The 12,650-nt window shown below is 40.2% G+C and carries 9 protein-coding genes; 1 reads left to right on the top strand and 8 read right to left on the bottom strand.

The genetic code is table 11. From position 1 onward, the window contains the following. Nucleotides 1–2 precede the first annotated feature (2 nt). The 5 genes from VUI23_RS09915 to VUI23_RS09895 form a co-directional block, all read right to left on the bottom strand. Nucleotides 3–287: a putative quinol monooxygenase gene (locus tag VUI23_RS09915; RefSeq protein ID WP_342808094.1), complete on the bottom strand. Its 285-nt coding sequence runs from the start codon at nucleotides 285–287 to the stop codon at nucleotides 3–5. A gap of 113 nt (nucleotides 288–400) precedes the next feature. Beyond that, a complete protein-coding gene (locus VUI23_RS09910; protein WP_342808092.1) occupies nucleotides 401–3,463 on the bottom strand; it encodes an SMC family ATPase in 3,063 nt (1,020 codons plus the stop codon). 10 nt (nucleotides 3,464–3,473) lie between these two features. Further along, nucleotides 3,474–4,601: an exonuclease SbcCD subunit D gene (locus VUI23_RS09905; RefSeq protein ID WP_342808090.1), complete on the bottom strand. Its 1,128-nt coding sequence runs from the start codon at nucleotides 4,599–4,601 to the stop codon at nucleotides 3,474–3,476. A gap of 130 nt (nucleotides 4,602–4,731) precedes the next feature. After that, nucleotides 4,732–6,579 (bottom strand): DUF885 domain-containing protein, encoded by a 1,848-nt coding sequence (locus tag VUI23_RS09900; RefSeq protein ID WP_342808088.1) that lies wholly within the window; start codon nucleotides 6,577–6,579, stop codon nucleotides 4,732–4,734. Between the two features lie 127 nt (nucleotides 6,580–6,706). Continuing rightward, nucleotides 6,707–8,041, bottom strand: coding sequence for a M24 family metallopeptidase (locus VUI23_RS09895; RefSeq protein ID WP_342808275.1), 1,335 nt, complete (start codon nucleotides 8,039–8,041; stop codon nucleotides 6,707–6,709). Nucleotides 8,042–8,205: 164 nt separating this feature from the next. Between VUI23_RS09895 and ansA the strand changes: the two genes are divergently transcribed. Further along, on the top strand, nucleotides 8,206–9,219 hold the full coding sequence (gene ansA, locus VUI23_RS09890; protein WP_303499832.1) for an asparaginase: 1,014 nt from the start codon (nucleotides 8,206–8,208) through the stop codon (nucleotides 9,217–9,219). A 21-nt stretch (nucleotides 9,220–9,240) separates the two neighbouring features. Here the strand turns inward: ansA and VUI23_RS09885 are convergent, their stop codons facing one another. From VUI23_RS09885 to VUI23_RS09875, 3 genes are read right to left on the bottom strand one after another with little or no spacing between them, the layout of a single operon-like run. After that, on the bottom strand, nucleotides 9,241–12,051 hold the full coding sequence (locus VUI23_RS09885; protein ID WP_342808086.1) for a DUF349 domain-containing protein: 2,811 nt from the start codon (nucleotides 12,049–12,051) through the stop codon (nucleotides 9,241–9,243). Then, entirely contained in the window at nucleotides 12,041–12,322 is a 282-nt protein-coding gene (locus VUI23_RS09880; protein WP_216046465.1) for a DUF1315 family protein, read from the bottom strand. The genes VUI23_RS09885 and VUI23_RS09880 overlap by 11 nt, the downstream gene beginning before the upstream one ends. Beyond that, nucleotides 12,322–12,648, bottom strand: coding sequence for a hypothetical protein (locus VUI23_RS09875; protein ID WP_342808084.1), 327 nt, complete (start codon nucleotides 12,646–12,648; stop codon nucleotides 12,322–12,324). The genes VUI23_RS09880 and VUI23_RS09875 overlap by 1 nt, the downstream gene beginning before the upstream one ends. Nucleotides 12,649–12,650 lie beyond the last annotated feature (2 nt).

The raw sequence follows: 12,650 nt of genomic DNA, 5'->3' as shown, positions 1-12,650 counted from the left end.
CATTATTTAAGCAAAGCTATGGTTTTTATCTCAACAGGCTCAGCTAACCAGTCTTGATAAGCAGTAAACACCTGTTTTGTATAATCTTGCTGATAATGTTGTTCAAGGGCACTTTCATCCTGCCATTGTTCATATAAAAATAGCTGTGTTTCACTTTGATTTGTGTGGACGTCAAATTGCAAGCAGCCTTCTTCTTTTCGAGTAGCCCCTAATATTCCAAGGATAGCTTTTTTTGCATATTTAAAATATTGGGGCTTTGGTGTAATGGTGGCAAAGATACAATGCACAGAGCAGTCCTTAATCAAAACAATATAGTTACCATGATAACTATATGCACTAAGTTGTCAAGCAGATATGTTTTTTTGTCTATTTATGCCATGGCTTTTTATATTCAGACTCGTTATGCAGTTAACACCTCAATTTGACTACCCGCTCTGCCTGATTTCACATCAACTCGCAGGGCCATTTGACTTTTTAACTCACTAACATGGGAAATGATCCCAATCATGCGGCCAGTGGATTGCAAATCGATTAAAGTGCGGATGGCTAAATCTAACGACTCAGAGTCTAAACTACCAAACCCTTCATCTATAAATAATGTATCCAGTCGAATACCACCTGAATAGGACTGCACCACATCAGACAAACCCAAGGCTAATGATAAGGCAGCCATAAAGGACTCTCCCCCTGACAGAGTGGCAACAGGACGCGATTTGCCGGTGTAGGCATCATCTACTTCCAGTTCAAGTCCAGATGCTTTGTTGCCTTTCGCACGCTCTTCCTTGCGAATAAGTTGATATCGGCCTTTACTCATTAACGACAATCGCTGTGAAGCCTGTATCAATACATCATCTAACAAGACACTGAGCACAAATCGCTGCAAACTAACTTTATCACCGGTGAGTCCGTTAGATACCTCGTATAAGGTTCCTACGGTTTGATATTGCACTTCAAGTGCTTGGTTCTTTTTATGGGCAGCAATTAACTTGGTTTGCACCGAAAGAAGCTGATTTTTGCGCTCTTCTAATTCCCGCCATATGCGATCTTTTTCATTAAGCACTGAATTAGCCAAAGCAAGTTCGTCTTGGATCACAACAAGGTTAGGTTTGCTTTGGGCGGTTAACTCAGATTTAAGTTGGGAAACCGCTCCGGTTAAATTATCCAGCCTAGTTTTAAACTCTTCAATATTGGTTTGTAACTCAAGTTGTTGTTGATCACTTAGTTGCGCGGCTAAAAAAGCGTCTTCATTAATAAACTCACTTGCCCCTAAAGCGGTTTCCCAATTTTTTTCGGCCTCTCGACTTTCGGTTTCCAACTCAGCTAAATTTGCCTGTAATGCCTGGTTGTTGGCATGACCTTGGTCGAATTGAGATTGGGCGACTTCTTTGTCTTGTCGAGCAGACACTAAGGCCTCATTAAGCTGGCTAATCTTACGTTTTAGACCATCTATATTGGATTCTAGCTCGGAAATATTACGTTGCTGAGAGGGGACTTGTTTTTCAAGTTGCGCAACATTCGCTTCAGCTGTGATCAAACCTTTCTCATCTACCGCTGCTTGGTCTTGCAAACCAGAGAGTTTAGCTTGGTACTCTTTGAGTGTGTTTTTATTGTTTTCTAGGTTTTCAGCTACAGTTGTCAGGTTTTTTTGAACCCTTAATAACTCACTGACTTTGTGCTGCTGAGTGTCGTGCTCAGTTTGCATCTCTTCTATGCTTTTAGATGCAATATCGCCTAACTCTTGGTTTAGGGAATCAATTAAGCTCTGTTTAACGGTTTCCTTGCTGACAGCGTTATCTAATAGTGCTTTTGCCTTATCTCGCGTGTTAGTTGCTTGTTGTTCTAGGGCTCTAACCTCATCGACTTTTTCTTTGCTGGTGAATTCAATAACACCTTGTGTCGTGGCAATATTAGGGTGCTGCAAACTACCACACACAGGACATGCCTCTCCGTCTTCTAACTCTTGGGCCAAAATAGCCGCTTGACTAGCATGCCAAGAAAACTCGGTTTTTTTAACTAAGCGTGAACTGTCTAATAAGCTATTTTGGGCTGAATCATAATCACGTCTGGCCAGAGCACTTTGCTGTTGCAGTTGCTTTAATTCGTCCCGTAATTTCTGTAAATTTTTACCCTTGGTCAAGTTTTGACTTAACTTTTCAAGTAATAGTTGTTGTGCTGCGATGGCGCTTACTTGCTCTGAAAGTTGCTGCCATTGTTGTTCTAAACCCATTATTTGTGAACTGATAGTGTCTATCTGACCTTGTTGCTTATTAAGTTTACTTTTACTCTCCGTCGCCTGTGATTGGGCCTTTTCTTTTAACACTGTGGCGGCGTTTAAGTTTTGCGCCACTTTTAAAAACTGTTCCAGTTGATTGAGTTGTTTTTGCACAGACTCAACTTGTTGCTGCTCAACTTGTGCGGCGCTAAATCTTTCTACTGCTTGTTTTAACTGGGCGTCATATTGGCTTAATGCCGATTGACTGTTAGCTAATTTTTCCTGCCCTTGAGCTAGTTTTGATGCCACGCTCTTTTTGTCTTTAAAAAGAGGTGCTAACTTTTGTGCAACTTGGGCAAGCCTCAGCTGTTGTTTTAGCTTGTCGAACGCGGGAATGGATTCTTTAAGTTGTTCTAACTCATGACTTTTCAACTCAAAGTCGGTGAACTTTTTAACTAATTGATTAGCCGCTTCTAAGGCTTTTTCCGTTTGTTTAACCTGGCTTTGTGCATCTTGTTTTTGAGTAAATGCCAGTACAAGTTCTGGTTTTATCTGCACAATGCTTGTTTCAACCTGCTCTTCTGAGTTGACGTCAGCACTTTGCAATATGCCTTTTATTTGGTTCTGATGTTGCTCCACCGCTTTTTTAATCTCTGCAGCTTGGAGTTTTAAACCATCTTCAATCCTCTTATAGATGGAAGTTTGAAATAACTGGCTAAATATTTTTTCGCGATCTTTAGAGTCCGCTAACAACAATTCTCTAAACTTACCTTGAGGTAACACCATAACCTGACGGAATTGTTCAACATCTAATCCAATAAGACTTCTAATCTGGTTGTCTGCTTCTTTCACGCTAGATGAAACTAGTAGCCGATTGTTCTCGCTACCATCAAGCTCCCAAAGGCTGGCTTTGGAATTTTGCGACGTGGTGCCTTCTCCAACACTCTTAGCCCTCTCTTGCATAGGGATCCGAGAAATACGATAAGCCTTATTGCCCAAGCTAAAATCTAAGGTTACCTCGGTCAGTAAATTTATATCGGCGAAATCACAGCGCATTTGTGAGGCTGAGCGTTCAGCCCCGGTTGTTTGGCCATATAAGGCAAAACAGATGGCATCAAGTATGGAGCTTTTGCCCGCGCCTGTAGGGCCATTTATCAAAAATAAGGGGTTAGATCCCAACTCCGCAAAATCAATACATTCAGTACCAGAAAAAGGGCCAAAAGCATGTACAGTCAGTTTAAGTGGCTTCATGTTAATGTCCCTATTTGGTTAATCGATTAATTAGTTCGGAGACCAATTTATCTTGATCCTCTGACATGGCTTGGCCGGCAATTTGCGAATAGAAATCTCGAAACATATCCAGCTCCCCTTGCTTTAACGACTCTTGATTTAATTGTGTTGAGTTGGTTTCTAGCATGCCAGGTTTTTCAAGGTGCAACACATTGGGGTACACCTCTCTTAACTTACCCATGGGATCTAAGATTGCGTGCTTATCTGTTAGCCTAACCAAAAGATAATCGTCATTGTTGGGGTCGACTTTACCTTGTTCTAAAATAGTGCTTAATTCACCTTCAATAATACGCATGTCTCTGAGTGGCTTAAGCGCTAGGTGTGTCATTGATACTGGCATTTCAGAGTCGAATTCAACCAGAGTTACACCTTTTTTCTGGTGCTGCTCTGAAAAACTATATTTCATGATCGAACCAGAGTAACGGATATGTTCTTTTCCTTTAAACTGCGGACTATGCAGGTGCCCTAAGGCCACGTAATCAAAGTCGATACAAGGTTGATAACTCACTCGGTCTGCACCGCCTATTTGTAATGGTCGTTCAGAGTCAGATTCGCTGGCACCATCAATAAAACAATGGCTGATCAACACATTTTTTTGTTTGTCTGACATCACTTTTTTAATTTCTTCGACCAAGTAACTGTGAGCCTCATCATAACTGCTAACCTCCACATCAAAGGTATTTCTAACCATTGCTGGCTCACAATATGGAATACCGTAAAAAGCAACTTCACCCCCTTTTATATCAATGATAGTTGGCTGTGTAATCTGCTGTAAATCACCGATAATATGCAGGCCAGATTGTTTCATGTGTTTTGCGCCAAACCTGACTCTTTCAGCACTATCATGATTTCCTGGAATCAAAATAGTTGGAATTTTTAAATCTATACAGATAGTTGTAAGGACTTGATCAAGCAACTCTACTGCGTTAGCTGGCGGTAATGCACGATCATATATATCCCCAGCTATAATTAGCGCATCAACTTCTTGTTGTTTAATGTACTCGATCAACTGATTAAGCACATATTGTTGATCTTCAAGTAGAGAAACGTTGTGGAATTGACGGCCAATATGCCAGTCTGAGGTATGTAAAAACTTCACAAAAGTCCTTTAAAATTACGATATTGGAAATTATTAAGGGAAATAAAAAGGCGAGACCTAAGCCTCGCCTATCATACTAACTCATCGAAAGAGCGCTGAAAACGCTGTAAAGCTAGCAAACCTTATGTGTTTAACTTTTTTGACTCTCGATCCAACGGTCAATTTTAGCTTCAAGAATGGGCATAGGTAATGCGCCATCTATTAGCACTTGGGTGTGGAACTTGCGAACGTCGAACTTATCACCCAGTGCGGCAGAGGCTTTATTGCGCAACATACGGATATGTCGTTGACCTATTTTGTAAGCGAGCGCTTGGCCGCCGATTGAAATATAACGTTCAACTTCTGCAACAACATCGCTTTTGGCCATAGATGAATTGGCTAACATGTAGGCGATGGCCTCCTCTCTAGTCCAGCCGAATGCATGTAATCCAGTGTCGACCACTAAACGCATAGCACGCAATTGTTCGTCGCTTAGTCGCCCGTACCACATATAAGGGTCAGTGAAGAGCCCTAACTCTTTACCTAAGCTTTCTGCGTATAACGCCCAACCTTCAGCAAACACAGTGTAACCACCAAATTTACGGAATTTTGGAAGGGATTCTACTTCTTGCTGAATCGCGATTTGGAAATGGTGCCCGGGTGCCGCTTCATGAATACTTAAGGTTTCTAGTGAAAACTTTGGTTGGCCTTTTAGATCACGGGTATTAATATAAAAAATCCCCGGTCTCGAGCCATCCGGTGCCGGAGGCATATAACTGGCTCCTGCTTCAGAAGCTTCCCTGTATGCCTCAACCGGTTTCACCACGTAATCCGCTTTAGGAAATACTTCAAACAGTAATGGTAGTCTTTCATTAATCTTTTCTTTTACTTCTGTATAACCATCAATGATCCCTTGCTTAGAATCGAAGTAAAATTGGTCATCTGTACGCAAAAACTCGAAAAATGCAGGTAAATCCCCTTCAAAGCCGACAGTTTCTTTTACTTTAATCATTTCTGATAAAATGCGAGCCACTTCTTGCTTGCCAAATTCATGTATTTCTTCAGCGGTTAAAGGTAATGTGGTATTCGTTTCGATTCGGTATTCATACCATTTTTTACCGTTAGGAAGTGCCGATAAGCCAACAGTATCACGGCCATTTTGCAGATATTCGCCTGCTACAAATTTTGCCACCTTGGCATATGCAGGAATAATGACTTGCTTAATAACGGCAATATATTCACTTTTTAATTTAGCTTTTTCATCTTCGGATATATTTTCATTATCCTCTAACGCGGCTACTGGGCCGTAAAAAACGCTTTTGCTAACATCATCTACAACATGAGCACTTAATTGCGGTATCAGCTTTTCAATAATTGGCTTGGGATGGACTACACCTTTTTTAATGCCTTCTTGCATAGTCGTAATTACGCTGTCCATGTAAGCAGAAAAGCCAACCGAGCGCTTCATAAAGTTACGATAATCTTGCGCGGTATTAAAAGGCTGTGCACTACTGCCTGAGCCTAACATTGCAAAATAACTATGTACGCCACCGAACTGACTTATTGGCATCAAGTGTTCAGGCAATTCAAACTCTCTGATACCTACTTCAAGATCCCGTTTAAATACTTCATAGCTCAATAAATCCTGACCACTCAATTTACTTGAATCGATAGTATTAACAGCCGCTAAATATTTCTTCTCAAAGGCTAAACGTTTAGCGAAAACAGCTTCCGTTAGCGGTTCATCAAATTGATCGTTATATTTAGTTTCGCCAACAAAAGTAGAATAAATCGGATTAAACGCCATACTTTCATTAAAGTAATTTTCAGTTAATTCTTGGATTTTTTTCGACTCAGTTAATTGAGTCATTTTTTCAGCCGCCACCTGATTACCCGTTGAGTTGTCCGTGCTGTTACCTGCACAACCCGCTAAAGCAATTGATACAGACATAGCGATCAGTGCTTGTTTTATCGCCATCGGCTTAATTCTAATTTTCATATTTTTTTCCTGTGTTAGTGCGTGTTTTTATTGTTAGATGTCAAGCATAACAAAGCACTTCGAGACTAGCTTGATAATATAAATCCTGTAACACTTTTTATTTCTAGAAAGTGTTATAAATCATGCTCTATTTAGGCTGAATTAGGTGGAGTTTTGTTTGCCGGCCATCTAGGTAATGCACTCCGCTACTATCAAAAAATGCATTTTCCTCTAACATAATCCGAATTTCCTTTTTCCATTCTGGAATAAAAGAAGCGGCATTCAATTCGATGGAATAAGCGGTGTTGAGGTGCAAGGGATAATCACCTGTGACCGGCACACCACCTTGAGAATCCCACATCCCAAGAGTGGTTCCAGCTGCATGACCATGATAACCAATTGGGTGAGTATAAATTGAGGGTTTAATACCCTCAGCAATAGCTTGCTCTCTAGACATCTTTAGTACTTCATTTCCAGTTCGTCCTGGTTTGAAGTTATTGGTAAAAATATCTTGTAATCGATTAGCTTTTGTAAATGCCTTTTGCAGATAGTCAGGTGCATCCGTCTCACCTGGTTTTAACACATAAGCATGCTGTTGTTGATCAGAATGTAAACGCAAATAAACCAATCCGAAGTCCACGTGCAAAAGGTCACCCGCTTGAATAACCTGTTCCGCATTGCTAGCTGTAAAAGCTTTTAAATGGTCAAACTTCACTGTACTTGAGCGTTGAATTGAAACGGATGGATGAAACCAATTGGTTAATTTTAGTTCTCTGCTTTTTTCCCTTAACCACCAAACCACATCTTCCGTAGTTGTTTCTCCGGGAGTAATAACCTGATTGGAAAAAGCCTCAGCAATTAAGCGATGACCGATTTTAATTAAGCTTGGATACACTTCCATTTCTTTGCCGCTACGGGTTTCTAACCACGCGATGGCTAAATTTTGTGATGAAACCACTTTGTTGGATAGCTCGGAAGGCAAAGCGTCCATTAACTCTTGGTATTCTGTTGCACTCAGACCATCAGCTAAAGCAAAATGAGCAGATTTATTGAGGGCTATTTTTTGTGGATTTTTTTGTTTTATTAATTCCACAAGGCGTTGCCATTGGTTGGGTTGTTTTTCTTTATCCCATCCTTTTCTAAACATGCTATCGACGTCGTATCGACTTACTGCAAGACGTTCCACAGCTTGTCCATTTCCGGGATTAAACAGCACCAAAATAGTTCTGCGTCTAGCCGATAACCAGGTTGCTGGTAACATGGTTTTTAACACTGGATCTTCGTTATACTCCCTAGATATCAAAATCCACATGTCGATCCCTTCCCGCTCCATCAACTTGGGAAGCGTTCGCTCAAGACGATCTTTGAGTATGTCATCTATTAATGCTGCACGTTCGCGCATACTCAACACTTCTTCTGAGTGGGAAGTCGCTGCGAACAAAGTGCTTACTAGAATTATCGTTAATAAAGTAACTGTCTTTATATTAATCAAAATTTGTCCTTTGCTTTTGAAAAACTACCCACTTTAGATAGTTACCTCGTTATCATCATTTTTGTAAATACTCAGTGAAATTACAACAATATATCGTCAATAAGGGAATATTTCAGGTTAGAATGTCGGCATTGCATTAATAGACATAAAAAATAATGACTCACACTAAAAAACGAATTTACGTGGCCTATACTGGCGGCACAATTGGTATGCGCCCTTCATCCCATGGTTATGTTCCAGTCTCTGGTTTTTTGACCGAGACCCTTAATAATATGCCTGAATTTCATCGCCCTGAGATGCCCGAATTTACGATTCAGGAGTATCAAAGTCTAATCGATTCTTCAGACATGAGCCCCCATGATTGGCAAAACATCGCCGATGATATCAGTGCTAACTATGCCGACTATGATGGTTTTATTATCTTGCATGGTACTGATACGATGGCATATACGGCTTCAGCGCTATCCTTCATGTTAGAAGACTTAGGCAAACCAGTGATTGTGACAGGCTCGCAAATTCCTCTTGCTGAATTGCGTTCAGACGGTCAAGTAAACCTGTTAAATGCCCTTTACATCGCGGCTAACTACCCTATTTCCGAAGTATCATTATATTTCAATAACCGTTTGTTTCGTGGAAATCGTAGTCGCAAAGTTGACGCTGATGGTTTTGACGCTTTTGGCTCACCAAATTATCCAGAACTACTTAGAGCGGGAATCGATATCGAACTTATTGCTGGGAAAATCAGCCAAGACAGCCAAAAAGTAATGAAGGTCAGCCCTGTAAATGCACAACCCATAGGTGTAGTAACCTTGTATCCGGGGATCAGTGCAGAAGTCATTAGAAACACCTTACAGCAACCAGTCAAAGCGTTAATTTTATTGAGTTATGGTGTCGGTAATGCACCGCAAAACCCGGCGTTGTTAGCACAACTCAAAGAAGCCCAGCAGAACAATATTATTGTACTAAATTGCACACAATGTTTTAGTGGTAAAGTGAACATGAGTGGCTATGCAAACGGTCATGTATTGCGTGAAGTTGGAGTGGTGTCTGGACATGATATGACACCAGAAGCAGCATTAGCGAAACTACATTATCTGCTCAGTAAAGAGCTTCCAGTGGAAGAAATAAAACGTCAATTAATAACAAATTTGCGCGGTGAATTAAGTTAATTCACCGGCCAATTTTTGCATTTAATTGATAAAGTGGGATTTTACCCGTTCGAGTAACTGCCGATCTTTATCACTCGCCTCTGCAGCTAATTTCCCTTGTTGAATAAACTGTAATAGTAATGTGTCTTTATCTAGCTGTTCACCGTGTTGTAACTTATCGGTCATCATTTGTAACTGCAGATTTTTACGCAATTGAGAATCCTCTTTTGGACTTTCTTCAGATCCAAGAATCTCCAACAAAACTGCAATTTGGTTACGGTTAAAATCAGTCGCTTTATCACTAAGGTAAGCTTGTCTCCATGCTTGGGGTAACTGCTCTACTAAGTCTTTAGTTTCTTGCTCACTGATTGAGCCGCCTAACAATTTGAATACGTTATCTAACATTCGGCGCTGCTTATCACTAGTCACCGATCGTTTTTTGCTGGCGAGTTGTTTCTCAATTTTGATTAATTTACTGCTAAGCGACTTTAAGACCTGTTCATTATCATCAAGACTGGCTCTAAATTGCTGCAATTGTTCAACTACTTTCTCAATAGCAGATAAACTGTCGGCACCATCTGCTCCTTGTTGAATCCCCTGCAAAGCAACTTCAGCTTCTTCAATGCCTTTTTGCAATGCTTGTTTATTGTTGTTTTGAATGTCATTGCGTTTTGCAAATAACTGGTCATTAACATGTCTAAATTGTTTCCATAATAAAGCGTCTTGTTTGCGACCAGCATTACCGATTTCTTTCCACTGATGTTGCAGCTTTTTGGCTTGCTCAATTGCTTCATTAATATCTTCATGGGTAAGCAACACCTGCGCTTTGCTAATTAGCATTTGCTTAGATTCTGCGTTGTCATGGTGGAATTGCTGAATTTGCGCTTTTAGTGGTTTGAGTGCATTTAAATATGCCTCATTGATTGTATCTAATATCTTATAATCCACTTTACCAATACGCTTCCACTGCTGTCGAATTTGACTGACTTCTTCCGCTATTGCACTGACTGATTTCTCTTCAGTTTGCAATAATTTGCAGCGCTCGATTAATGCTAACTTTTGCAGTTCATTGTCTTTGCGTTGAGACTCCATCTCAGCGAAATGTATGCGGCAAGGTTCAAATGCTTTTTCAATCGCCATATCGAAGGCTTTGTTAAGAATAGTGTCCGCCTCTGAGTCTGTATTGCCGAGACTATTCCAAGCACTTCTTAGGCGTTTAACCTCCGCGACTTGTTGTTCAACAGGCAATGGATGCAAAGCAATAGTTTCGGCTTCTTTGAGCACTGTAGGTTTACGAGGTTGAGCAATGTACTGTTGCCAATCTTTTAGATTTTCAACTTGTTCTTTAATTGCTTGGAGTTGACGGCTAACAAAATGTTGATTGCGTTCAGGAAGTTGCTCATACCAACTTGTGACTTTTTCATACAAGCCCATTGCAGCATTATATTTACCTTGGGAAATCAGTCCGTCGATGGCTCTTAACTTGGCTTTACAGCGATTTTCGTTCTGTTTTACATCATCTAAAAGCTTTTTTAATCCCGCGTTAAACGCTTTACGGCAATCCTGCCACTCAACTTCAAGTTCCTTAGGCCAACCTGAACCGTAAGGCGCAGACAACGCTTTCCAATATGATGTTTGCTCAGTTAAATACTCTTTAGAGGCACTAATCTGGCTTATATCTGTAGGCGGCTTGAGACGTTTAAATTGCTCAATAAACTCTTTACCAAGAGTCACCGCTTTTTTAAATTCAGGCAAACGTTCTAAGGTTGAACGGCATTGAATAATTTGTGAAGAAATAGATTCCCAAATTCGTTTTAGTCCAATATCGTGGGATAGTTCAGGAAATATTATAGTTAATTGTTGCTGACAATCTTGCAAAGCATGTTCATAAGCTTCCACAGCCCCAAGAGTTACCTTTTCCACATCTTGTGACAACTCTTTATTCGCTTCAGCTAAAATTAAATTCACTTTTTGTGCAATTTTTTCTAGCTGTGCATTAAGCGCTTTAAATTGCTCTGCTGCTTCGAACTTGGGTGCTAATTGTTGAATTAAGCTGGTGACTTTGTGGCTAATTTCGTCGAAGCGCGTATTTAATTGCTCTTTTGTTTCGTCATTTAAACAAGCAAATTCTTGTTGCAGAGCAGTAAATGAATCCGTCAGTTCTCGGTTTTGTTGTTTGATTAATGCATAGTCAGATTTATCTTTTAACGCCAATAAACGAGACAGTACTAATTTTGCGTCTTTCTCAATTTCTAAGGGCTTGAGTTTTGCTTCTTCGATTTTTTGAAGCTTACTGGTAATCGCGTCTTTTACTCCACTAAAAGCCGTTCTTTTTAACGCTTTATTTAGAGTAGACTCATCATCTATCAATGCCAATAAACTCAGTTGTACCTTTTCATTATTGCTATTGATAAATTGTTGTTTGGTGACATGGGGCTTATTTAGCTTGTTTAATACCTTGAGCAATAAACCAGACTCATCATTTTTAACCGATGGTAATTGCAGCAGCTTTTCCAACAATGAATTACTTTTGCATTCAGCAATAAATCTTTGTCTTTCCTGGTCGGTGATCAACAAATCACCTTGTTCAAACAAAGCATTTTCCACTGTGATCTGTGCCCGTTTCTTAACCCGTTCAGACTTGGCTGTTTCAGCCATTTTACACCACAGCGCGAAACTATTTAGTCGCGTTAAAGCAGCCAAACTTACATTTGGATCTTCGTCATTAAAGGCGAGCTCGTGTAATTGAGTCTTATGTTGAGATTCTTCTGGGATTAAGTTTGCAATTGCTTGGATTCTAACTTGCGGATTAGGATCCTGATATTTGGGTCGAAAAAAGTGTTTAAAAATCATCCTGCTTGAACCGTGCTATGCTGCTTTGTGGAGCAAACTGCTCTTTAAGTTGTTGACGGCTTTTATGATTAATTTGGCCATCAGCATTTAACGTCATATGTTGATCAAGTTTTAAAACTTTAACCTGATACATCATAACCGCTTGCATGCTGCTCTCTCGTTGGCTTTCTGTCAAGGGCAAACCATCAAGCCATTTTCCCGTTTCCACTGCTTGTAGCAGCTTTTCATAGGTATCTTTTGTCATTGACGACACTAACGCATCTATACTCACTAATTAGCTCGCTTTATAAAAATTAATCGAATTCGATTGACCACGTACCAAACAAAACCAGTAACGGAAACGGCAATCGCCATAGTATGTTGCAGGTCACCGGGTTGCGCCCCACCCCAATACATAAAACCAAAGCCAGCCACAAACATCAACATCGCCAGCAAAGACTGGTTTTGTATACTGTGTTGTTTCTTAAATTTGTTTAAATTCTTTTTTCGTAACAGATCTTCAGCAGATGCATCGCCCACCAGAAAATCACAATGGGAACAAGTATCCGCTTTATCGGAAATTTTCTTATTGCACGAAGGGCAGTCTATCAGTGCCATAT

Source organism: Alteromonas sp. M12, from assembly GCF_037478005.1.
Lineage (GTDB): Bacteria > Pseudomonadota > Gammaproteobacteria > Enterobacterales > Alteromonadaceae > Aliiglaciecola > Aliiglaciecola lipolytica_A.
The sequence above is the reverse complement of the archived record's forward strand: the minus strand, read 5'-3'. Positions and strand labels throughout refer to the sequence as shown.

What these genes read in the sequence shown, in the direction of transcription:
- VUI23_RS09910 (WP_342808092.1), bottom strand. Translation starts at nt 3,463, where the DNA reads ATGAAGCCACTTAAACTGACTGTACATGCTTTTGGCCCTTTTTCTGGT.
- VUI23_RS09900 (WP_342808088.1), bottom strand. Translation starts at nt 6,579, where the DNA reads ATGAAAATTAGAATTAAGCCGATGGCGATAAAACAAGCACTGATCGCT.
- ansA (WP_303499832.1), top strand. Translation starts at nt 8,206, where the DNA reads ATGACTCACACTAAAAAACGAATTTACGTGGCCTATACTGGCGGCACA.
- VUI23_RS09885 (WP_342808086.1), bottom strand. Translation starts at nt 12,051, where the DNA reads ATGATTTTTAAACACTTTTTTCGACCCAAATATCAGGATCCTAATCCG.
- VUI23_RS09875 (WP_342808084.1), bottom strand. Translation starts at nt 12,648, where the DNA reads ATGGCACTGATAGACTGCCCTTCGTGCAATAAGAAAATTTCCGATAAA.